Consider the following 22,665-nt stretch of genomic DNA (forward strand, 5'->3'; position numbering starts at 1 on the left):
AAAGGTCGTGCCTATTCATAGACAAATTTCTGAGGTCCCGGAAAGGTCCAGGACAATCCGTCGCGGAGCCGGTCGCGCCAGTTCTCCCAACTGTGCCCGTCCCGCGCCTCGACGTATCGCACAGTACTCCCCGTGCTCTCCCACACCGGCACCATGGAGCGGTTCGGCACGATGAGTGGCTCATAGACGCCACAGGAGACGAAGAGCCGGTCGGCGACCTTGCGCGGCCGGGAGCGATAGCGGTTCATGAACTTGACGACCGGGTCAAAGGCCGGACCGCCGCCGTGGTCGTCCCCGATGTCGGTGAAGACGAAGGAACCCGACTGCAGCAGAAGGGATCCGAACATGGCCTGGTTGCGGTAGGCCGTGCTCATCGAGGCCACGGCACCAAAGCTGGCCCCCATCAGGGCGCGTCCCTGCCGGCGGCGCATGATGGGGTAGTGCTCCTCGAGGTGCGGGATCAGCTCGGTCACCAGGTGGCGGGCGTGGGGGGCGTAGTTCGGGTACTCACGCATCCGGTCGCCGGGGTTGGAGAAGACGACGATCGTCTCGGCCATGTCCAGGCGGTGGATCAGGTTGTCGAGCACCGTCTTCATGGAGGAGTAGTTGAGGTAGTCATCGCCGTCGTGCACGATCAGCAGCGGATACCGGGTGCTCCGGCGGAACCTGGCGGGCAGATAGACCCGGCTGTGGGTCTCGCGGCGCAGGGCCTTGGACGTCAGCGGCAGGTCGAGCAGCTCCCCGGGGCGCGCCTGCGGGTCGTGCTGGGTCCACTCCGGGGTGACATAGCCGACCGCCTGGCACACCGACGACGAGCCGACCGGACTGTGCGCGACCAGAGGGTTGAGGGGGTCGTTGCCCTGCACCGTGTGATCGCCCCGGCGCAGCTGCAGCTGATACTCCACCCGGGAGCCGTAGGGCAGCTCGATGATGACGTACCAGAGGCTGGTCCCGGCGATGCGCCGCAGTGGCACCCGCTGCGACTGGTTGACGATGCGGTGCAGCAGGTGCACCTCGTCGGCCTCGCCGCGGAACAAGAAGGTGCACTTGGACCCCTCCACGATCGGCACCTGCCGGTCATGGAGGAAGGCGTCGACCGTGCTCTCGTCGTGGTGCGCGAGCCGCCGGAACTCGTTGATCGCCAACGTGCCCCGGGTGGTGCCGCGCAACGGCTGACTGGGCAGGGAGATGCTCATCGGAGGTGCTCCATGGTCGTGATGGTGCCGTCGTTGTCCAACACCCGGGCATCATCGGGCAGGTCACCACCAGCAGGTATGTCGACCCGCGCGCGCTCATCCAGCAACAGGCACGCCGCGGGCGAGAAACGCCGGGCCAGCACCCCCATCCGGACCTGATCGGCGACGTCGAGACGCTCACGCGCAGCCGGGAAGGCCACCGTGTCGTGGACCAGCCCCAGGCCGGTGGTGAACAGCTCGCTGACGGAGGGACCGTGGGCCGCCCGGTCGTGGAAGAGCACGACCCGGTCGGTCAGCGCCATGGCTCCGGCCCCCCACGCCACGATCGGGACGCGCAGCTGGGGTGCGATGTTGAACAGGTGCAGGGCGCCGATCAGCACCCCGACGTGGCCACCGGGGATCAGCACGACGTCGGTGCCGTTGAGGTCGGAGCTGATCAGCTGGCGCTGCAGCTGGACCGGGCGACGCTCGTGCGGGGGCCACTTCGCCCAGAAGCCCGCGTGGATCTCGCTGACCCGGTCCAGATGGCGCTGGTCGATGTCACGCATGATCTGCTCGGCGTCCGCCAGAGCGACTTCCTGCGCCGCTGCCGACCGCGGGGCACGCGTGCGCATCGTCACCAGGGCGTCGATGACGTGGTCCAGAGCGATGAGATAGAGGTCCTGCATCTCCTCCAGCAACACCCGGCGCTTGCGGTCCGCAGCGGCAAACTCAGGATCGGCGTCCCAGACCTCCTGCATCCGGTGCCACAGCCGCAGGTTGACGGCATCGCCCGAGGTCAGGGTCACGAGCAGCTCGTCCTCGGGCTCTCGCTCGCGCCAGCCGGCGTTGATGATCGCCGCTCGGGCGTCGGCCAGTCCCAGGGACTGGAGCACCTTGTCGACCCGCGGCTTGCGCTGCGGCCCCAGCAGGGTGACCGAGGCGACGTGGTTGGAGTGCGGACGTTGCTCAGCCGGCATGGACCTGGACGGCTTCGCCCACACTGGTCATCATCGAGCGCAGCACGTCATAGTCGGGGTGCCGCAGCCGGATGTAGGCATTGGCCATGTAGCCCGCCTCGATCGGCTGGGTTGGTGTGCCGGCACCCGGCAGGTGCGCGTCGACGATCCACCGGCCCAGGCGGTTCTCCACGTCCTCCAGGCCGCTGTAGCCGGTGATCACCCCGTCCCGGTCGGGTCGCAGGGCGATGATGCCGGCGGAGTGGCTGCGGCTGGGGTGCTGGAAGACCTGGCCGTGCACGATCGCATCGGCCCAGACGCGGTAGGTGTCGACGTCGTTGCCGGCGGAGTAGAGGTCGTAGCACCCGACGCCGGGTGGGCGTGCGCCGATCTCGCTGAACTTCAGCCCCTTGGGGCCGTGGAACCACTCCATGTGGGTGGCGGACGTGCCGATGCCCAGGGCGGAGATCACCTTCTGGCCCATGGCGCGGATCTCGTCATAGAGCCCCCCGCCGTCGATCCGGTTGGTGGAGATATAGACCGGGGAGATCCAGCGGGTGCGCATCGCCTCGAGCACGTTCGGATAGTAGTGGCACGCGAAGTCCACACCGACCTGACCGTTGATGCTGATGGTGTCGTAAAACCCCTCGTGTCCCTCGACGAACTCCTCGACGGCGATCGAGCTGGTGCCGGGACCGAACCGGGCCAGCGCCGACTCCATCTCCGAGGCGTCCGTCACCTTGCTGGTGCCCGCCGCTCCGGCACCGTCGCGCGGCTTGAGGATCAGGGGATAGCCCACCCGCTCGGCGAAGGCCCGGACCTCGTCGAGGGACGAGGCGGCCGTCGAGGCCGCGGTGGGCACCCCGACCTGACGCAGGGCCTCCTTCATGGACGGCTTGTCGCGGCACAGCCAGGTGGTGTGGACCGAGGTGCCGGGGATGCCGGTGGCCTCACGCACGATGGCGGCCGGCATGGTGTGCGACTCGATGGTCGCCTCCATCCGGTCCACCCAGACCATGCCCTGCAGCCTGCGCACCACCTGGGTCATCGCCTCGACGTTGGTCACCGAGCCGACCTGCTCGTAGTGGCGCATCCACGACTTGAGCTCGCTGTCGAGATATTCGGCGGGTGTCTCACCGACCCCGAGGACGTTCGCGCCGGCCTCGGCTAGCGCTCTGACGAACTCGCGCTGGTTGCGTGGGAAGTGTGGCTCCACGAAGACGATGTTCACAGGTCGAGACTGCCACAGATGGTGCTGCCGCGTCTGCACTGCACCTGACCGGACGCAGGAATCCCGCGCCGCCGCGCGCCCGGTGGGGCTAGGGTCACGGGATGGACCTGCTGGGCCCGCTCACTGCTGAGTTGGACGAGTTGCTGGCCGACGCCGACGCGGCGCTGGCGCGGCACTACCCGGGTGAGCGCGCCGGGCGACAACCGGTGCACACCCTCTATCTGCCGGCGGACCGTTTCCAGGCCGGGTCCGTCGCTGATCTGGGCGCCCAGGCCAGCCAGGTGCTGGCTGAGCACGAGCAGGACTTCCTGACCGTCATCGACGGGGACGAGGACCTGCTCGCCAGGGTGCGCGCCAAGATCGAGACCGAGCCGATCGAGGACCTGCGGATCGACTTCGAGGACGGCTACGGCACCCGTCCGGACGAGGAGGAGGACGCGGCCGCGCAGGCGGGCGGCCGTGCCCTGGCGACCCTGCTGGGCCAGGACCCGCCACCGTTCACAGGCATCCGGATCCGCAGCTTCGAGCCGGAGTCGCGCGCTCGCGGCGTCCGCACGCTGCTGCTCTTTCTCGAGGCGCTGGGACAGGTGCCCGACGGTTTTGTGGTCACCCTGCCCAAGGTCACCGCGATCGAGCAGGTCGCGGGTCTGGCCCACGCCTGCCAGCGCCTCGAGGCCCACCTGGGCGGGCGCCTGCAGTTTGAGGTCCAGGTCGAGACACCGCAGTCCGTGCTCGGGGCCGACGGTCGGGTCCTGCTGGCGCCGATCGTCACCGCCGCCGAGGGCCGGTTGACCGGCTTCCACTACGGCACCTACGACTACAGCGCAGCCTGTGGGATCGCCGCCGGCCAGCAGTCCCTCGACCACCCCGCTGCCGACCACGCCAAGGCCGTGATGCAGGTCGCCGCCGCCGGCACCGGGGTCCGGCTCTCCGACGGCTCGACCAACCGGCTGCCCGTCGGGGACCACCTGGTGCCCGGCTGGCAGGAGCACCTGCGCCTGATCCGCCGGTCCCTGGAGCGCGGCTTCTATCAGGGCTGGGACCTGCACCCCGCCCAGCTGCCGACGCGGTATGCCGCGACCTACCGGTTCTTCCGCGACGGCTTCCCCGCCGCGGCGCAGCGGCTGCACACCTATGTCAGCCGCCAGGAGTCCGCAATCCTCGACGAGCCGGCGACCGCCCGCGCGTTGTCCGACTTCGTGGCCCGCGGCCTGGACTGCGGTGCCCTCGAAGAGTCCGAGGTGGTCACGGCCACCGGCCTGCAGATCGGGACGTTGTGGGCGATGGCCCGGCGCCCCAGGGAAGGAGAGCGAGCATGAGCATCCGGCTGGGAGCCAACCGCTATGGCAAGTCCGAGAGCAGGGTCGTGCGGATCGTGCGGGACACCGCCCGGCACGAGATCCACGACCTCAACGTCTCCAGCTGGCTGCGGGGTGACTTCGAGGACGCGCACGTGGCCGGAGACCAGTCCGCGGTGCTGCCGACCGACAGTCAGAAGAACACCGCCTTCGCCTATGCCAAGGAGCACGGTGTCTCCTCCATCGAGGACTACGCCCTGGCCCTGGGGCGGCGTTTGCTGGAGGCCTCACCCGCGGCGACGGGCGCCCTGACACGGGTCGAGGAGTATGCCTGGGACCGGATCAGCGTCGGGGACGACGCCCGGGGCCATGACCACGCCTTTGTCCGTCGCGGCGGTGACGTGCGCACCACCGAGGTCGACCGCTCCCGGGACAGCGTCCAGGTCGTCTCCGGGCTGACCGATCTGATCGTGCTGAAGTCCACCGGCTCGCAGTTCCAGGGCTTCCTCAAGGACGACTACACGACGCTGCCGGAGACCGACGACCGGATCCTGGCCACGGCGCTCACCGCGACCTGGCGCTGGTCGGGCGTGGATGTCGACTGGAACAGCACCTACGCCGAGGTCCGCGCGACCCTGCTCGAGACCTTCGCCACCACCTACAGCCGGGCCCTGCAGGAGACCCTGTGGGCGATGGGCCGCGCGGTGCTCGAGAGCCAGCCGGGCATCGCGGAGATCTCCTTCTCCGCCCCCAACAAGCACCACCTGCTCGTGGACCTCTCGCCCTTCGGGGTGGCCAACGACGGAGAGGTCTTCATCGCGGCCGACCGCCCCTACGGCCTCATCGAGGCCACCGTGACCCGGGATGACGAGTGACGACCGCGCTGGACCACCTCAACACGATGCCCGAGGAGGCCGCCCGGGCCAGGGTGGAGGCCGCCCTGGACATCCCCCGGTGGGCGCAGGAGGTCGTGGCCGGGAGACCGTATGCCGACTCGCACCAGCTGCAGACCGCCGCGCGGACCGCGGCGCGCACCATCACCGACGCCGAACTCACCCGGGCGCTGGCCCGCCACCCCCGCATCGGCGAGCGCGCGGACGCCGCCCGCCACGACGCCGCGCACTCCGAGCGGGAGCAGGGTCGAATCGACCGGTCCGACGAGCGGTTGGCCGAGCAGCTGCGGGACGGCAACCTGGCCTATGAGCAGCGCTTTGGTCGGGTCTTCATCATCCGTGCGGCGGGCCGGGACGGGCACGAGGTCCTCGACCAGCTGGAGGTCCGTCTCACCCACACCGACGAGCAAGACCGCGCGGAGACGATCGAGCAGCTCCTGCAGATCGCGCTGCTGCGCCTTGAGGAGACCGACTGATGGCAACCCTGAGCACCCACGTCCTGGACACCGCTGCCGGTCGACCGGCACCGGGTGTGCCGGTCACCCTGCTCGACGCCGCTGACGCGGTGCTGGCCGAGGCAAGCACCGACGCCGACGGCCGCGTCGGGTCCCTCGGCGGCGAGCTGACCCCCGGCACCTATCGGTTGCGGTTCGGTGTCGACGGACCGTTCTATCCCGAGATCGTGGTCGCCTTCCGGATCGTGGCCGACGAGCACCACCACGTCCCGCTGCTACTCAGCCCCTTCGGCTACTCGACCTACCGTGGCAGCTGAGAGCCCAACGGCGGCAGCCGGGACGGGCGAGCCCTACGACCTGGTGGTCCACGCCGCCCGGGCCGTGGTCGGGGCCACTGTGCGGCAGGTGACCCTCGGCATACGGGATGGCCGGATCCGCACCCTCGACGCCGAGCTGGCGCCCGGCGCACAGCCTGACCTGGTCCTCGCCGACGACGAGGTCCTGCTGCCCGGGCTGGTCGACACCCATGTCCACGTCAACGAGCCGGGCCGCACCGAGTGGGAGGGCTTTGACTCCGCCACCCGGGCTGCCGCCGCCGGCGGGGTGACGACCATCATCGACATGCCGCTGAACTCGGTGCCGCCCACGACCACCGTGGCCGGCCTGCGGGCCAAGCAGGAGGCGGCGCAGGGACGGGTGCACGTCGATGTGGGCTTCTGGGGCGGCGCGGTGCCCGACAACCTGTCCCACCTGCGGGGCCTGCACGACGCCGGGGTGATGGGGTTCAAGGCGTTCCTGCTCCCCTCGGGGGTCGAGGAGTTTGCCCACCTCGATGACGCCAGCCTGCGCGAGGTGCTCGCCGAGCTGGCCGAGCTCGACGCGCTGCTGCTGGTCCACGCCGAGGACGAAGCCGAGATCGACGCCAGACCACTGGTCACCCGCGCCTACGCCGACTTCCTGGCGACCCGACCGCCGCGCGCCGAGCAGGTCGCCATCGAGCGGCTGGCGGCAGCGGCCGCGCAGCGCGGGGCCCGGGTGCACGTCGTGCACGTCTCCGCCGCCGAGGCGCTGACCACGGTCCGTGAGGCCCGTGAGCGCGGGGTGGCCCTGACGGTGGAGACCTGCCCGCACTATCTGAGCCTGACCGGGGCCGAGGTCGCCGACGGGCACACCGAGTTCAAGTGCTGCCCACCGATCCGCGACGGCGCCAACCAGGACCTGTTGTGGGCTGGGCTCGCCGACGGCACCATCGAGATCATCGTCTCCGACCACTCGCCGTGCACCTCCGCGCTGAAGTGTCTCGACACCGGTGACTTCGGGCAGGCGTGGGGAGGCATCGGGTCCGTCCAGCTCGGGCTGGCGGCCGTGTGGACCCAGGCCAGGGCACGGGGGCACACGCTGGTCGACCTCGTCCGGTGGATGTCCGAGGGTCCGGCCGACCTCGTGGGCCTGACCCACAAGGGCAGGCTGGCGGTCGGCGCCGACGCGGACCTGTGCGTGCTCGCCCCGGAGGAGAGCTTCACCGTCGAGGCGACGATGCTGCACCACCGCAACCCCGACACGCCGTATGCCGGCCGCACCCTGACCGGGACAGTGCGGGCGACCTGGCTGCGCGGCATACCTGTTGACGGAGCCGTGCCAACGGGCCGCCTGCTCCGGAGAGGAGAGCGATGACCTACTACGTGCCCCGCGGCGGTCTGCCCGGCCAGGAGGAGCTCACCACGGACCGGGCGGTGTTCACTGACGCCTATGTGCTGATACCCCGCGGCACGATGCGCGACATCGTGACCAGCCAGCTCCCGCACTGGGCGCTGACCCGGGCCTGGGTGCTGGCCCGCCCGTTGTCCGGCTTCGCGGAGACCTTCAGCCAGTATGTCGTCGAGGTCAGTCCCGGTGGCGGCAGCGACCGGCCGGACGACGACGCGGGAGCCCAGGCGGTCCTCTTCGTCGTCGACGGGACCCCCACCCTGACCCTGGAGGGCACCGACCACCCCCTGCGGGTCGGCAGCTATGCCTATCTCCCGGCGGGCGCGCGCTGGTCGCTGCGCAACGAGTCCGCGTCCACCGCGACCTTCCACTGGATCCGCAAGACCTATGTCCCCGTCGAGGGGATCGAGACTCCCGAGGCGCTGGTCACCCACGAGGAGGACGTCGCTCCGCAGGCGATGCCGGGCACCGCGGCGTGGGCCACCCAGCGGTTCGTCGACCCCCTCGACGTGCGGCACGACATGCACGTCAACATCGTGACCTTTCAGCCCGGGGGGTCGATCCCGTTCCCGGAGACGCACGTGATGGAGCACGGCCTGTATGTCCTCGAGGGCAAGGGCGTGTATCTGCTCAACACCGACTGGATCGAGGTGCAGGCCGGCGACTTCATGTGGTTGCGCGCGTTCTGCCCGCAGGCCTGCTACGCCGGAGGCCCGGGGCCGTTCCGCTACCTGCTCTACAAGGACGTCAACCGGCACGCCCGGCTGTAGCGTCAGCGACGGGCGAGCTCGTCGAAGGCCATCGCGACGACCTCGGCATAGACATGCATGCCGTCCAGGTCCGGGTGGACCCGGTCGGACTGCAGCACCGACGGCTGCGCCTCGATGGTGGACTGCCAGTCGCCGACCACGGCGTTGGGATAGCCAGCGACGACCTCCTCGATGATCTCGTTGGAGGAGGGGATGAAGGTGCTGGAGCCGTAGAGGTTCATCACCACGACGTTGCGGTCCGGCCCGAGGGCGTCCAGGAACTCGCGCAGCTGCTGCTCGTTGACCCCGGCGTTGGTGCCGAAGTGGACGATGACGTTGTCCCGCACGCTGCCCTCGGCCAGGGCGGCCTGCAGCACCGGGTTGGCGTCCCTCCACTGACGGTTGGACTTGGCGGCGAAGTTCATCTCCGGGAAACGCCACTTCAGCCCGTCGGCGCTGGTCACCACCAGGGAGTCACCGATGGCGGTGATCCGGTCGCTGCTCGGCACGAGGAGCCCGTCCTCGTCCTGGTGCCAGCCGTCCGGCACTGCGGTCTCACCGGTCGGTGTCGCCGGCTCCTCCTGCGAGCCCGGCTCCTCCCCGGCCGTGCCGTCCTCGCCGGTGTCGTCCTGGGGTGTCTGTGCGGTGTCCGTGTCGGTGTCTGTGTCGGTGCCTGCTCCGGCCGGGCTGCCCGCGACAGGGGAGTCGACGTCGGGAGTGAAGCTGTTGACCGCAGCCCGGAAGCCGTCAGCGGCACTGCTGGACCCGGGACCCTCGGGGCCGGCGACCGCAGCGTTGTCCGCGGCACCCTCCGGCTCCGGCATCGTCCCCACCAACCAGCCCCCGCCCAGTGATGCGCGGGCGGTGGCGTGGGTGGTCGGGGCGTTGAGGTCGGCCTCAGCCGCCTCGATGGCCAGCTGGGTCTCGGACTTCTCGGGCGCCGTGGCGATGGCCACACCGGCGAGGGCCACGACGGCGACGGCGGTGGCGGCCACCACCTTGGGGATCACGCCCTGGCCGGAGCTGGCCACCGCGTCGCGCACCGCCTGGAAGGAGGCGCGGAACCCGTGCTTGCGCACCGGGGTCTCGATGAGCCGGAAGGACAGCTCGCTCAGCACCAGCGTCAGGACGAGCGCTCCGACGAGGGTGAGATATCCGCGGGCGGTGCCCTCGGCATACGGGAACATCGTGGCGACGATCATCAGGACCGGCCAGTGCCACAGATAGATGCCGTAGGACCGCTCCCCGAGATAACGCAGCGGTGCCAGCTCCATCACCCCGCGCCACAAGGACGGGGACTCCAGCACGCCGGCGACCAGGACCACGGTCGCCAGGCAGGCCAGCAGGATGCCACCACGGAAGGTCCATGGGTTGCTGTCGGTCAGCACGGCCATGAGGGCGGTGAGCACGACCAGCGAGGTCAGCACCGCCACCGGACGCACCCGGCGCCAGGTGGCTGAGTGCAGGCCGGCCCGGTGTGGAGCTGCCCAGGCAAAGGCGAGCGCCACGCCCAGCATCAGGCCGAACAGGTGCGTGTCGGTGCCGTAGTAGACGCGGGTGGAGTCCTTGTCCGGTGAGTAGAGCACCGCCATGAGGATCGCCGAGGCGCCGGCCAGGGCGAGCACGACACCGATGCGCTGCTTGGCCGTGCGGGTCAGGGCCAGCACGACGACCAGGGTCAGCGGCCAGAAGAGATAGAACTGCTCCTCGACGGCCAGTGACCAGAAGTTGACGAAGAGCAGCGGGGAGGTGCTGTGGAAGTAGCTGGCCCCGGCGGCGACCTCCACCCAGTTGGTGCTGAAGGTCAGCGCGCCCAGGGTCTGCCGGCCGATGTTGACCAGCAGGTCTCCGCCGACCAGCCGGGCCGCGGCGATGCTGACCACCACGACGGTGACCAGGGCGGGCAGCAGGCGACGGGCCCGTCGCAACCAGAAGCTCGGCAGGTCGATGCGTCCCTTGCGGGCGACCTCGCGCAGCAGCAGGGTGGTGATCAGGAAGCCGGAGAGGACGAAGAAGACGTCCACGCCGAGGAACCCGCCGGGAAGCACCGTGGGGGTGAAGTGAAAGATGAGGACGCCGATGATGGCGATGGCGCGGATGCCATCCAGGCCGCGGATGTGTCCAGGGCGGGGGTCCATCTCCGAGGGGCCGCGCCGGCGCCGGCGTCTGGGCAGTCCGTCATCGGGCGGTGCTGCTGAGTGCTCGACGGGCCGCTGGATGATGGCGGGACGCTCGAGCAGGCCGGTGCTCATCGAGGCGCCGTGACGCGGAGCCTGCGGGAGGCGATTGCGGGCAGCGGGCTCGCGCGAGGAGCTGGGCTCCTGTGCCTGGGCCGACAACGGACCCTCCTTCCGTCACGTGACACCGATGGACCAAATCTAGGGGTCCGCCCCGCACGAGTATGGCGCCACGCGGGTGGCGCCATGAATCTCTTGTGACGGATGGGGTCAGAGGGAGGGGTGTGCCGACGGTTCGTGACCGTCTTCACAGCATGGGCGTGGGCGGCGGACACCTCACGAGGTGTCCACCGCCCACATCATCCGGTGGGACCAGCGCTGTCAGGGCAGGTCGGTCTTGCGGTTGGCTTCGTGGGAGTCCGTGGCCGCGATCTCGGCGTCCTGGTCGGTGGCCTCCCTGACCTCGCTGAAGTCGGTGCCGAAGCCGGAGGTGCCCGTGCCGCTGGCACCCTGGATCTCTTCCCCGGCAAGGGGGGCGGAGGCGTGGCCGGCCGGCGTGCCGGGGGCGTCGTGCCCCGAGTCTGCGCCGTTCTTGGCCTCGGCGATCTTGTCCTTCGCCGCGTCCTTGGCGTCGACCACCTTGTCCTTCGCGGTGTCCAGGGCGTCCTTGGTGGCGTCCTTGGCGTCCGCGAACTTGTCCTTGGCCTTGTCGGCGACCGAACTGGAACTGGACTTGGCGGACAGGCTGTCAGCGATCGGGGTCTCCTTCGCCCCAGCAGCCCCTGCGCCGGCGGCGCCTGTGCCGGCTGCACCCGCGGTGCCGGCTGGCTTGCCGGTGGCGGTGGCCTTGTCGGCCAGCGTCGCCCGCACCTGGCTGTCGACGCCAGGGGCGCCGCCGACGTGGTGGTCGGTGGCCCACGGGTCGGTGGCCGGCTTCTTCTGGGAGTTCAGATACCAGGCGACGGCGGCACCAGCGGCAGCCAGGAGGCCGACGACGACGAGCGCACCGCCGCGGCGCTTCTTCTTGGGGGTGGGCGCTGCGGCAACAGCGGCCGGGGCTGCACCCAGGGCAGCGACGGTCTGGGCCAGCTTCTCGTCCTTGACGCTCTGCACCTGGCCGAGCATCTCGGAGATCTTGGGCAGGATGTCATCGACGATCACGTCGCGGGCGTGGTCGACCTTGGGGGTCAGGCCGGCGATGGCCTCCTGGCCCTTGGGGACCGCGCTGTCGATGCCGTGGTCGATCCCGGTGACGGCACGCTTCTGTGCCTGGGTGGCACGCTCCTTGGCCTGGTGCGCGAACTCGGCGCCCTTCTCGCGGGCCTGGTGCGCAAACTCGGCGCCCTTGTCCCGCGCCTGGTGCGCGGCGTCCGCAGCAGCCTCAGCGGCCTCGTTGGCTCTGGGGGCCACCTTGCTGTCGAAGGCGCCCTTAGCCGCGTCTGCCCCAGACTTCACGCTGGCGACAGCCTTCTTCTTGACGGCCACCGCCTCGTCGCCCACCTGCTCAGCCTTGCTCTTGCGTTGGAACACAAAGTCCTCCTCGTCGTCGGGCACTACTTCCATCCTGCACTGTCTTGGCCCCATCCTCCACCCGGTGGCACCCCCTTAACTCTCGGGTAGGTGGCTGGGTTCCTGCTGGGGAACACTCGCGGGGGATGATGGTGTTGCGTGCGAGGATGAACCCATGAATGTGACGCTGCAGACCACCAAGGGCGACATCAACATCACGCTCTTTCCCGACCACGCGCCCAAGACCGTCCAGAACTTCGTCGGCCTCGCCACCGGCGACAAGGAGTACAAGGACGACGCGGGCCGGACAAACCCCCAGCCGTTCTTCGACGGGCTGGTCTTCCACCGGGTCATCGAGGGATTCATGATCCAGGGCGGTTGCCCGCTGGGTGAGGGCTTCGGCGGCCCCGGCTACAAGTTCGACGACGAGATCCACCCGGACAAGAACTTCAACGAGCCCTATGTGCTGGCGATGGCCAACGCGGGCAAGCAGATAGGCCGGGGCACCAACGGCTCGCAGTTTTTCATCACCGTCGGCCCGACCCCGCACCTGATGGGCAAGCACACCATCTTTGGTGAGGTCGCAGACCCCGAGAGCAAGGCCGTCGTCGACGCGATCGCGACCAGCCGCACCGGTCGCGGTGACAAGCCGGTCGAGCCGATCGTGATCAACAAGGTCGTCGTCTCCGAGTGAGCCCCTGGGCGTCCGCCCCCCGTGAGTGAGGATCCGCTGATGTCGGCCCCCGCCCCGCCGGTCTGTCCCCGCCACCCGGACCGACCGTCATACGTCACGTGCCAGCGGTGTGACCGGCCGGCCTGTCCGGAGTGCCAGCGGCCGGCCGCAGTGGGCATCCAGTGTGTCGACTGTGTCCGGGCGCAGGCCAAGACGGTGCGGCAACCGACCTCACGGTTCGGAGCACCGACGCGGGGCGGGCGCCCGATCGTCACGCTGACCCTGATCGCGATCTGCGTGGTCGTCTATGTCGGCCAGTTGGTCAACGACCGGGTCACCGTGGAGATGATGTTTGTCCCGCTGCTCGCCGAGAGTCAGCCATGGCGCTTCCTCACCGCCGCCTTCGCCCACAGCCCGGGCAGCGTGATGCACATCCTGTTCAACATGTTCGCGCTCTGGATCACCGGGCAGTACCTCGAGCCGTTGCTCGGCCGGGTCAAGTTCCTGGTGCTCTATCTGGTGAGTGCGATCGGCGGGTCGGTCGGCTTCCTGCTGCTCGCCCAGCTGCCCGAGCAGCTCGGCGAGCGGTCCGGGTGGACCACTCCGACCGTGGGTGCCTCCGGCGCGGTCTTCGGGTTGTTTGCCGCGGTGCTGGTCCTCAACCGCCATCTCGGCCGCGAGACCGGCGGGATCATCGGCGTCTTCCTGATCAACGGCGTGCTGGGCTTCGTGCTGCCCAATATCGCCTGGCAGGCACACCTGGGTGGGGCCATCACCGGTGCGGCCGTCGCGCTCGTGCTGGCGGTGACCGCGCCCGCTGGGCGCACCACGGTGCAGACGGCCGCTCGGCGACGCTGGTTCTGGCCCGCGGTGCTCGGCATCCTCGTCGGGCTCGCGGCCGCGTCGCTCTGGCGGATCGCTGCCGTGGACAACGCACTGCTGCTGCAGTTCTACAGTCTCTGACCCAGGTCGGAGGCTCCTCACGGGGCGGTCCCCGCGGAACAACCTCACCGAGTTACACCCGTGTAGTTATCCCCATCCTGTGGATAACCTGTGGATAACTAGTGGTTAACGCCAGCGCGTCGCCATCATGAAGCCAGCCATGATGGCCCCGAGACCGACCACGAGGTTCCAGTAGCCGATCGAGCCGATCGGCCAGTTACCGCTGGTCACATAGAAGACCGTCACATAGAGCACACCGAAGATCATCAGGGCGCACATCACAGGCACGAACCACGGCGGGTTGACCTGCGGCGGTGCGGCGACGTCGACCGGGCGCTTGTCCGTGCGGGGCTTCTTCCGGACCCGTCCCTTGGACTTGGGCACGACTCACTCCTTCGGTGGGCGGGCAGGACAGCGGTAGTGCTGACCCGCTCAGTGCCCGGACGTCTGCCCGGCACTTGGCCACAGGATACGTGCCCGGGAGGACTAGGCTGGCACCACAGACCGGTGAGGGGTTGGAGATGACGGAGCAGCGCGGCCTGTGGCACGGCCTTGTCCCGGTCATGGCGCTGGTCGCCGGCCTGCTGTTCGGCACCTCCGCGGCCACCGCCGGTGACAGTCCGGCCACGCCCGAGACCCTTGCCGGGCTGATCACCGAGCGCAACGACCTGGTCGCCGACCTCTCCGCGCAGGCGGACGAGCTGCGCCAAGAGATCGGGAGCAGCGCCGTGCTCAGTCCCTCCCCGGTGCGGGAGGAGGTCGAGGCGCTCGCGCCGCTGGTGGGGACGGCGGCGGTGCAGGGCCCGGCCGTCCAGGTGGTGCTCGATGATGCCGGCTACACCCTCGCCACGCTGCCGGACGGCTACACGGTCGACGACGTGGTCGTCCACCAGCAGGACGTGCAGGGCGTGATCAACGCGCTCTGGGCCGGCGGGGCCGAGGCGATGATGGTCCAGGACCAGCGCATCGTCTCCACCAGCGCGGTCCGGTGCGTCGGCAACACCCTCTATCTGCAGGGCCGGGTCTACTCCCCGCCCTACACGATCACCGCAATCGGTGACCCGCAGGCGCTGGCCGCCGCCCTGGAGGACGACCCGACGGTGAGCAACTATCGCGCGTGGGCCGACATCCTGGGGCTGGGTTATGAGATGGCCGAGCTGGACCAGGCGGAGCTGCCGGCCTTTACCGGCACCCTGCGGCCCCAGCACGCGCAGCCCCTGGGACCGCGCCCGCAGCCGACCCAGGAGGACGGCCCGCTGGAGCGCTAGCCCACCGAGGAGGACGGCCCGCTCCAGCGCTAGTGTCCCGCGCCGGTAGTTCGTTGTAGAAGTCTGCCGAGGGAGTCGAGGATCTGTTCGGCGGTTTTGGTCCAGATGAATGGCTTGGGGTCTTCGTTCCAGGCCTTGACCCACTTGCGGATATCGCCCTCGAGGGCCTGGACGCTGCGGTGGTCAGAACGCTGGAGCAGGTCGGCAGTGACGTAGGCGAAGAACCGCTCGACCTGGTTCAGCCATGAGGAGTAGGTCGGGGTGAAGTGCATGTGGAAGCGGGGGTGGGCTGCCAGCCACTTCTTGATGCTGGGGTGCTTGTGGGTGCCGTAGTTGTCACAGACCAGGTGCACCTCCAGCTCGGCCGGGACCTGGTCGTCGATCTTGGCCAGGAACTTCTTGAACTCGATCGCGCGGTGCTTGCGGTGCAGGGAGGAGATCACGGTGCCATCGGCGGTGTTGAACGCCGCGAACAGGGACGTGGTGCCATGTCGGACATAGTCGTGAGTGCGCTTCTCGGGCATACCGGGCATCATCGGAAACGCCGGTTGAGACCGGGCCAAGGCCTGCACCTGTGACTTCTCGTCCACGCACAGCACCACCGCGGCCTCGGGCGGGTTCAGGTAGAGGCCGACCACGTCGTAGACCTTCTCCACGAACAGCGGGTCGTTGGACAGTTTGAACCCGTCTTCGCGGTGTGGTTGGAGGTCGAAGGCCCGCCAGATCCGCCCGATGGTGGACTTGGACAGCCCGCTGCGCTGGGCCATCTTCGCCCGCGACCAGTGCGTCGCGTTGAGCGGCGTGGATTCCAGGGTGGCCACCACGACGTCCTCGATCTGCTCAGCGCTGATGGTGGGAGGGCGACCCGGGCGAGCCTCATCCGACAGGCCGTCCAACCGGTGCTCAACGAACCGGGTCCGCCACTTGCCGACCGTCGGTGCCGACACCTTCTCCAGCGCCGCGACCTCCTTGTTCGTCAACCCCTCGGCGCACCCCAACACGATCCGCGAGCGCAACGCCAACGCCTGTGAAGACTTGCGCCTGCGCGCCCAGCGCAGCAGCTGTGCACGCTCCTCCTCGGTCAGCTCCAGCGGGGCCTTGGGGCGTCCGGTACGACTCATACCCCATTCTACGATTTATGTAACGAATTAACGGCGCGACACACTAGCCCACCGGACTACTCCGTGGGCTCGGGGGGGTCAGGAAGGGTCGGGTCACCCGGGGGCTCGGTAGGCCCCGGTGGCGAGGTCGGACCGGTGGTCGGCTCCGTGGGGTCGTCGGTGGGTGGCTCGGTCGTCGGGTCGGTGGTCGGGTCCGTGGTGGGCTCGGTCGTCGGGTCGGAGGTGGGCTCCGAGGGCGGGGGCTGGGTCACCGTCACCTCCGTCGTTGTCGTGATGACCTCGCGCGGTGCGACCGCCACGACCAGGGTGATTTCGGTCTGATAGTCGACGATGTCACCAGCCTCGACCGACTGGCTCAGCACCGTGTTGGGCTCGACGTCGGTGCGCACCTCGTCCTCGCGCGTGACGTTCTCGTGGAGGCGGGCGCCCTGCAGAGCGACCATCGCGTCGACGATGTCCAGGTCTGTGACCTGCGGCATCTCGGTCTGGCCACTGGCCACGACCAGGGTGATCGGGGCATCGGGGGCCTGCTCGTTGCCGGCCTCCGGATCCGTGCGGATCACCATGCCCTTGTCGAAGTCGGGATTGTCCTCCTCGACGACCTCTGCGGCGACCGTGAGATTCGCCCCCTCCAGGATGGTGCGTGCCGAGTCCTCGTCATTGCCCGATACATCCGGAATCCGGATCGCCTCGGGCCCGCTGGAGACGGTGAGGTTGACGTCTGAACCCTCATCGACCTGCTGTCCGGCCGCCGGGTCCTGAGCGATCACCGTGCCGGGCGGCTGGTTGTCGGCGACCAGGTCGACCTGCCCGACCACCAGGTTGCGGGCCAGGATCTTGCCCTCGGCATCTGCCTCGGTGTCGTTGATCACGAAGGGCACCGAGACGGTCACCACGTCATCCTCGCCGCTCGGTCCGAGGGCCTGATAGACGACCCACCCGACGCCGGCGAGGGCCAGCAGGGCCAGCACGGACAGCACGAGCCAGCCTCCGGAGTGCCGCTGCTCGCGCACCGGGATCTCATCGGTGCGCTCGTCACCGTCGTCGTATCCCGGGTCGCCCGCGAGGGGCCGCGGTGGCAGTCCCCCTGGCCGGCCCTGGGAGGCGATGCCTGCGGCCGTGCCCGCTGCGGCACCGACGGCTGAGGCGGCTATCGGACGGGTGTCCGGGCCTGCGGAGGGGACGGCCCCACCGGAGAGCACGTCGTGCGAGCCCACGACCGCGCTCAGCGATGCCATCGCGGCGTCACTGATTGGCTCGCCAGCGCGTGCCGCCAAGAGGTCGGAGCGGAAGGCTGCCGCACTCTGATAGCGGTCAGCCGGGGCCTTGCGCAGCGCGTGCAGGGTGATCGCGTCCAGCGGCACGGTGAGGTCGCCCTGGAAGGACGAGGGCGCCTTGGCCTGCTCCCCGAGGTGCTGATAGACCAAGGAGACCGGGTCACCCACGAACGGGGTGCGGCCGGTGAGGAGCTCATAGAGCAGGCACCCGGTGGAGTAGAGGTCGGAGCGGGCATCGACGTCCTCGCCCTGCGCCTGCTCCGGTGACAGATAGCGTGCCGTGCCGAGCACGGACTGGGTCTGTGTCATCGTGGCGGCGGTGTCCGCCAGGGCCCGGGCGATGCCGAAGTCCATCACCTTGATCGCGCCACCACGGGTCACCATGACGTTGGCCGGCTTGATGTCCCGGTGCACCAGACCCCGCTCGTGCGAGTAGTCCAGCGCGGCGAGCACCGCCGCGGTGACCCGGGCCGCCTCGTCCGGGTCCAGCACCTTCTCGGTGTTGAGGATCTCGCGCAGCGTGTGACCCTCGACCAGCTCCATGACGATGTAGGGCACCAGCACCGGTGCGCCCCCGGACTCGCGCAGCTCCTGCTCACCGGAGTCGTAGGCGGCCACGATCGAGGGGTGATTCAACCCGGCCGCGGCCTGGGCCTCGCGGCGGAACCTGGCCAGGAAGGAGGTGTCGCGCGCGAGGTCGGTGCGAAGGATCTTGATCGCCACGGCCCGCCCCAGGCGCAGGTCGTGACCCTGGTGCACCTCGGCCATGCCGCCGCGTCCGATCAGCTCGCCGACCTCATAGCGGCCACCGAGGATCAGCGGTTCCTCGCTCATCGATTCACTCCTGCCTCAAGGACCGCTCGGGCGATCGGCGCGGCGATCACGCCGCCGGTCTCCCCGGTCCAGTCGTCGGTGGCGCTCTCCACGATGATGCCGACCGCGATGGTCGGCTCGTCCGCCGGGGCGAACCCGGTGAACCAGGCGTGCGCTGCGCCACTGGTGCCGTACTCGGCGGTGCCGGTCTTGCCGGCGACCGGCACGCCAGGGATCGCCGCGCGCGAGCCCGACCCTGACTCCACGACGGAGACCATCATGTCGGTGAGCTCCTGGGCGGTGGACTCACTGATCGCGGTGTTGAACTCCCGCTCGCGGGTGGTGTCGATGGGGTCCAGGTCCTTGTCGCGCACGGTGTCAATCAGATAGGGGGTCATCACGTGGCCGTCGTTGGCGATGCCTGCCGAGATCATGGCGACCTGCAGGGGGGTGACGCGCACGTCATACTGCCCGATGCCGGTGAGTCCCACCTGGGCGTCGTTGGCATCGGCGGGATAGCGGCTGGGGGTCACATTCATCGGGATCTGCAGGGGCTGCCCAAACCCGAACGCCTCGGACTGGGCGTTGAGGACATCGGCCCCGAGCTCGTTGGCCAGCCAGGCCAGGGAGGTGTTGCAGGAGACCCGGATGGAGTCGGCCAGGCTGGTGGTCTCGCCGCCGCTGCAGGAGGACCCCCCGAAGTTGGGGATCGAGGTCTCCGTGCCCGGCAGCGTGTAACGCAGCGGGGAGGGCAGCTCGGTGTCGGGCTGGAAGTCGTTGGACTCCAGGGCCGCGGCCGCCACGACCAGCTTGTAGACCGACCCTGGTGGGTAGAGGTCGCCGCCGATCGCACGGTTGATGAGGGGACGAGCGCTGTCAGCGTTGAGCTCCTCATAGGCCTGCTGGACCGAGCTGAGGTTGTGCGAGCTGACCGCGTTGGGGTCGAAGGTGGGGTGGCTGACCATCGCCAGGATGGCACCCGTGCGTGGGTCCAGCGCGACGACCGCGCCGCGCCGGTCACCGAGGGCCTCCGCCGCGGCCCGCTGGATGTCAGGGTCGATGGTCAGTTCCAGCGTCGCCCCAGTGGGGTCCCGGCCCAGGATCAGATCGGGCAGGCGGCGATAGAACAGGGAGTCGTCGGAGCCGGCCAGCAGGGAGTTCGCGGCACGCTCCAGACCGACGCCCGGGCCATAGATGAAGGAGTAGTAGCCGGTCAGGTGGGCGTAGAGACGCCCCTGCCCATAGGTCCGCATCCACCGCAGGTCGTTGTCGGTCTCGACCGACTCCGCGATCGGGGTGCCCTCGACCAGGATCGCCCCGCGCTCGCGGCCGTACTCGGCCAGCAGGGTGCGCCGGTTGCCCGGTCGCTCGCGCAGGTCGTCGGCCTGGAAGAACTGGATGTAGGTCGTGGCGATGAGCAGGGCGGCAAACATCGCCGAGACGACCACGGCCAGGCGCCGGATCGGGGCGTTCACCGGGCTCCTCCGCTCGGCAGGGCAGTCGCACCAACCGGCGCGAGGTCGTCGTCGGTGACCCGCTCGGCGACGGGCCTGCGGGCGTGGTCGCTGATCCGCATCAGCAGCGCGATGATGATCCAGTTGGCGATGAGCGAGGATCCTCCGGAGGACAGGAACGGGGTGGTCAGACCGGTCAGCGGGATCACCCGGGTCAGACCGCCGACGACCACGAAGATCTGCAGTCCGATCGAGAAGGCGAGGCCGGCCGCGAGCAGCTTGCCAAAGCCCTCACGGGCACCGATGGCGGTCCGCAGACCGCGCTCGACGAGCAGGGCATAGAGCATGAGCATCGCGAAGACGCCGATCAGCCCGAGCTCCTCGGCAAAGCTGGCGAAGATGTAGTCGCTGTTGGCGAAGTAGGTCAGGTGCGGGAAACCCTCGCCCAGCCCGGTGCCGAACAGCCCGCCGTGGCCCATGCCCATCAGTCCCTTGGCGACCTGGTCGGAGGTCGCGTCGGGCCCGAACGGGTCGAGCCACAGACTCACCCGGGTCTGCACGTGGGGGAAGAGCCGCCAGGCAACGAAGGCGCCCGCGGCGAAGAGGGACAGACCGATGATGATCCAGCTGACCCGCTCGGTCGCGACATACAACATTGCCACGAACAGGCCGAAGAAGAGCAGCGAGGACCCCAGGTCGCGCTGGGCGACCAGGATCAGCACGGACAGGCCCCAGGCCGCCAGCAACGGTCCCAGGTCCCGACCCCGGGGCAGCTGCAGCCCGAGGAAGCGCCGCCCCACCAGGGAGAGGGCGTCCCGGGTCGACACCAGATAGCCGGCGAAGAAGATGGTCAGGGCGATCTTGGCGATCTCACCGGGCTGGAAGGTGAAGCCGGCCAGCTTGATCCACAGTCGTGAGCCGTTCTCCTCGTGCCCGATGATCGGGAGCATCGGCATCAGCAGCAGGACGAACCCGACGACCATTGCGATGTAGGTGTAACGGCGCAGGAAGCGGTGGTCGCGCAGCAGGAACAGGACCACGGCAGCCAGCGTGATGCCCAGACCGCTCCACAACACCTGCCGGCTGGCCACCAGGCTGCCGACATCCCGTCCGGCGGCATAGTCCAGTCGCAGGATCATCACCAGACCCAGGCCGTTGAGCAGGGTGGCGATGGGCAGCAGGAGCGGGTCGGCATACTTTGCCCGCCAGCGCACCACGAGATGCAGCGCCAGGGTGAAGCCCAGGAGGAGACCGCCGGTCAGTGCCAGGTTGGGCGGGATCTCACCCTGGACAGCCAGTCCCACATTGATATAGGCGAGCAGCACGATCACGATCGCGAACAACAGCAGCACGAGCTCGGTCATCCGCCCCGTGCGGGGCCGGAAGGTGGTGATGGTGGTCACGGCACACAGTCCACGGCGGGGGTGATCGTCGGTCCGGAGGGGCCGTCGGTCGCGGCTCCGGTGGGGGCGGTGGCGTCGACGCCGGCCCGGGCTGAGGCCTCGAGTCCTCCGGTCGCGGCGGCACCGTCCGGGCCGAGCGAGGTGGCCGAGGCGTCATCGGGTCCGGCCGTGGTGCTGGCGCCGTCGGGGCCCATGGTGCGCAGGGCGTCGTCCGGCCCCGCCGTCTGGCTGGCACCGTCGGGACCTATGGTGCTCACCGCCCCGTCGGGCCCGGTGGTGCTCGTGGCGTCGTCGGGACCCGCGGTGGAGCTGGACCCGTCACCGGGTTGCGGCAGCACGATGACGTCCTCGCACCGGGGCAGGGCCAGTCCGCGCAGCTCGTCGACGATGCGGTCGGCGTCGGCGCGGTCGTCGGCGGTCAGGGTGTTGATGACCCGGTTGCGATAGTGGCTGGGCAGCGTCTCCAGCGCGACGTCCGTCTCCTCCTCGGGCGTGGACAGGACCAACGGGCCGAGGTTCTGGCTCACACCCCGAAAGATCGTGACGTTGCCATTGGCCTCACCGACGAAGTACTGACGCTGAGACCAGTCGTAGGTCAGCCATCCGCCCACCGCGACCACGGCCAGGATCGCCAGACCGACCAGGCTGCGCCGCAACCAGGTGGCCAACCCGCCGCGGCTCGTCTCCTCGGCCAGTTCAGGAGCCGGGTCCGTGCCGTGCACGGTGCGCGACAGGGCGGCTGCCTTCTCGGCCGGTGTCTGCGGCGAGAGCATCTCGGTGCCACGGCGCTCGCTGGCAGCGCCGACGACCTGGGGCTCGGTGGTGCCACCGGCTCCGGCGTCCGTGACGTCCGCGACGATGACCGTGACGTTGTCGCGGGTGGAGGCGCGCAGCGCGATCGCGATGAGCTGGTCGGCGACCTTGCCCGGGGGCTCCTCGCTGCGCAGCAGCTCGGCCACGGTGCTCTCGGCGACATAGTCGGTCAGACCGTCAGAGCACAGCAGCAGCCGGTCGCCCGGTCGCAGCTCGCGCATCGACAGGTCCGGACGGTCGTCCGGACGGCCGGTGAAGACGCGGGTGACCAGGGAGCGCTGCGGGTGGTGCAGGGCCTCTTCCTCAGAGATCCGGCCCTCGTCGAGCAACTGCTGGACGAACGAGTGGTCCTTGGTGATCTGGGTGACCCGCACCCCGCGCCGCAGATAGGCCCGGGAGTCACCGATGTTGGCGACCGCCAGCTTGGTGCCCGAGCGCATCATCGCGATGCACGTAGTCCCCATGCCCTCGGTGCTCTCAGACTTCTCCGCGACCTCGCCCAACCGGTCGTTGGCGTCGATCATCGCCTGCTCGAGGATGCTGGACATGTCGTCCGCACCATGGCTCTCGCCGTCGAGGTGCACGAGCTCGCCGACCACCAGGGAGCTGGCGACGTCACCCGCGGCGTGTCCGCCCATGCCGTCACACAGGACCAGCAGCTCGGGCCCGGCATAGGCCGAGTCCTCATTCCGGCTCTTCGTCCCCAGCCCCAGGTGGGAGCGGGCGGCATAGCGCAACGCGACCATCG

The 22,665-nt window shown here is 69.5% G+C and carries 20 protein-coding genes; 9 read left to right on the forward strand and 11 right to left on the reverse strand.

Translation table 11 applies throughout. The annotated features are described in order from the left end of the window. Positions 1-11: 11 nt before the first annotated feature. From FNH13_RS01490 to FNH13_RS01500, 3 genes are read right to left on the reverse strand one after another with little or no spacing between them, the layout of a single operon-like run. A complete protein-coding gene (locus tag FNH13_RS01490) occupies positions 12-1,196 on the reverse strand; it encodes an alpha/beta hydrolase (RefSeq protein ID WP_143781816.1) in 1,185 nt (394 codons plus the stop codon). Then, positions 1,193-2,155, reverse strand: coding sequence for a hypothetical protein (locus FNH13_RS01495; RefSeq protein WP_143781817.1), 963 nt, complete (start codon positions 2,153-2,155; stop codon positions 1,193-1,195). The genes FNH13_RS01490 and FNH13_RS01495 overlap by 4 nt, the downstream gene beginning before the upstream one ends. Next, positions 2,145-3,365, reverse strand: coding sequence for an ATP-grasp domain-containing protein (locus tag FNH13_RS01500; RefSeq protein WP_143781818.1), 1,221 nt, complete (start codon positions 3,363-3,365; stop codon positions 2,145-2,147). Before FNH13_RS01500 ends, FNH13_RS01495 begins: the two co-directional genes overlap by 11 nt. A gap of 101 nt (positions 3,366-3,466) precedes the next feature. On the opposite strand from FNH13_RS01500, the gene FNH13_RS01505 reads away from it, so the two are divergent. The 6 genes from FNH13_RS01505 to FNH13_RS01530 are packed head-to-tail and all read left to right on the forward strand — an operon-like array spanning position 3,467 to position 8,488. Continuing rightward, positions 3,467-4,684 carry a DUF6986 family protein gene (locus tag FNH13_RS01505; protein WP_143781819.1) on the forward strand — a complete coding sequence of 406 codons (1,218 nt, stop codon included), beginning with the start codon at positions 3,467-3,469 and terminating at the stop codon, positions 4,682-4,684. After that, positions 4,681-5,538, forward strand: a complete 858-nt coding sequence (gene pucL, locus FNH13_RS01510; protein ID WP_143781820.1) for a factor-independent urate hydroxylase — start codon at positions 4,681-4,683, stop codon at positions 5,536-5,538. The genes FNH13_RS01505 and pucL overlap by 4 nt, the downstream gene beginning before the upstream one ends. Beyond that, on the forward strand, positions 5,535-6,032 hold the full coding sequence (gene uraD, locus FNH13_RS01515) for a 2-oxo-4-hydroxy-4-carboxy-5-ureidoimidazoline decarboxylase (RefSeq protein ID WP_228266527.1): 498 nt from the start codon (positions 5,535-5,537) through the stop codon (positions 6,030-6,032). Before pucL ends, uraD begins: the two co-directional genes overlap by 4 nt. Next, positions 6,032-6,328 (forward strand): hydroxyisourate hydrolase, encoded by a 297-nt coding sequence (uraH, locus tag FNH13_RS01520; RefSeq protein ID WP_143781821.1) that lies wholly within the window; start codon positions 6,032-6,034, stop codon positions 6,326-6,328. The genes uraD and uraH overlap by 1 nt, the downstream gene beginning before the upstream one ends. Beyond that, positions 6,318-7,685: an allantoinase AllB gene (allB, locus tag FNH13_RS01525; protein WP_228266528.1), complete on the forward strand. Its 1,368-nt coding sequence runs from the start codon at positions 6,318-6,320 to the stop codon at positions 7,683-7,685. Before uraH ends, allB begins: the two co-directional genes overlap by 11 nt. Continuing rightward, positions 7,682-8,488, forward strand: a complete 807-nt coding sequence (locus tag FNH13_RS01530) for a bifunctional allantoicase/(S)-ureidoglycine aminohydrolase (RefSeq protein WP_143781822.1) — start codon at positions 7,682-7,684, stop codon at positions 8,486-8,488. The genes allB and FNH13_RS01530 overlap by 4 nt, the downstream gene beginning before the upstream one ends. Positions 8,489-8,490: 2 nt before the next feature. Here the strand turns inward: FNH13_RS01530 and FNH13_RS19185 are convergent, their stop codons facing one another. Both FNH13_RS19185 and FNH13_RS01540 read right to left on the reverse strand, forming a co-directional pair. After that, positions 8,491-10,806, reverse strand: a complete 2,316-nt coding sequence (locus tag FNH13_RS19185) for an acyltransferase family protein (protein WP_228266529.1) — start codon at positions 10,804-10,806, stop codon at positions 8,491-8,493. Between the two features lie 219 nt (positions 10,807-11,025). Continuing rightward, positions 11,026-12,207, reverse strand: a complete 1,182-nt coding sequence (locus FNH13_RS01540) for a hypothetical protein (RefSeq protein WP_143781823.1) — start codon at positions 12,205-12,207, stop codon at positions 11,026-11,028. Between the two features lie 121 nt (positions 12,208-12,328). Between FNH13_RS01540 and FNH13_RS01545 the strand changes: the two genes are divergently transcribed. Continuing rightward, positions 12,329-12,847 (forward strand): peptidylprolyl isomerase, encoded by a 519-nt coding sequence (locus tag FNH13_RS01545; protein WP_143781824.1) that lies wholly within the window; start codon positions 12,329-12,331, stop codon positions 12,845-12,847. Between the two features lie 39 nt (positions 12,848-12,886). Further along, positions 12,887-13,789 (forward strand): rhomboid family intramembrane serine protease, encoded by a 903-nt coding sequence (locus FNH13_RS01550; RefSeq protein ID WP_143781825.1) that lies wholly within the window; start codon positions 12,887-12,889, stop codon positions 13,787-13,789. A gap of 105 nt (positions 13,790-13,894) precedes the next feature. Here FNH13_RS01550 and FNH13_RS01555 read toward each other — a convergent pair whose 3' ends face one another. Beyond that, positions 13,895-14,152 carry a cell division protein CrgA gene (locus FNH13_RS01555; protein WP_143781826.1) on the reverse strand — a complete coding sequence of 86 codons (258 nt, stop codon included), beginning with the start codon at positions 14,150-14,152 and terminating at the stop codon, positions 13,895-13,897. Between the two features lie 137 nt (positions 14,153-14,289). Between FNH13_RS01555 and FNH13_RS01560 the strand changes: the two genes are divergently transcribed. After that, on the forward strand, positions 14,290-15,036 hold the full coding sequence (locus FNH13_RS01560) for a DUF881 domain-containing protein (protein WP_143781827.1): 747 nt from the start codon (positions 14,290-14,292) through the stop codon (positions 15,034-15,036). Positions 15,037-15,065: 29 nt separating this feature from the next. Here FNH13_RS01560 and FNH13_RS01565 read toward each other — a convergent pair whose 3' ends face one another. The 5 genes from FNH13_RS01565 to FNH13_RS01585 are packed head-to-tail and all read right to left on the reverse strand — an operon-like array spanning position 15,066 to position 22,663. Beyond that, positions 15,066-16,157 carry an IS630 family transposase gene (locus FNH13_RS01565; protein ID WP_143781828.1) on the reverse strand — a complete coding sequence of 364 codons (1,092 nt, stop codon included), beginning with the start codon at positions 16,155-16,157 and terminating at the stop codon, positions 15,066-15,068. Positions 16,158-16,213: 56 nt separating this feature from the next. Next, a complete protein-coding gene (gene pknB / locus FNH13_RS01570; protein WP_143781829.1) occupies positions 16,214-18,268 on the reverse strand; it encodes a Stk1 family PASTA domain-containing Ser/Thr kinase in 2,055 nt (684 codons plus the stop codon). Continuing rightward, entirely contained in the window at positions 18,265-19,722 is a 1,458-nt protein-coding gene (locus FNH13_RS01575; RefSeq protein ID WP_143781830.1) for a peptidoglycan D,D-transpeptidase FtsI family protein, read from the reverse strand. The genes pknB and FNH13_RS01575 overlap by 4 nt, the downstream gene beginning before the upstream one ends. Beyond that, entirely contained in the window at positions 19,719-21,104 is a 1,386-nt protein-coding gene (locus tag FNH13_RS01580) for an FtsW/RodA/SpoVE family cell cycle protein (RefSeq protein WP_143781831.1), read from the reverse strand. Before FNH13_RS01580 ends, FNH13_RS01575 begins: the two co-directional genes overlap by 4 nt. After that, complete coding sequence (locus FNH13_RS01585) at positions 21,101-22,663, reverse strand: protein phosphatase 2C domain-containing protein (protein ID WP_143781832.1); 1,563 nt, start codon at positions 22,661-22,663, stop codon at positions 21,101-21,103. Before FNH13_RS01585 ends, FNH13_RS01580 begins: the two co-directional genes overlap by 4 nt. Positions 22,664-22,665 lie beyond the last annotated feature (2 nt).

It is taken from the genome of Ornithinimicrobium ciconiae (assembly GCF_007197575.1).
In the GTDB taxonomy this organism is placed as follows: domain Bacteria; phylum Actinomycetota; class Actinomycetes; order Actinomycetales; family Dermatophilaceae; genus Ornithinicoccus; species Ornithinicoccus ciconiae.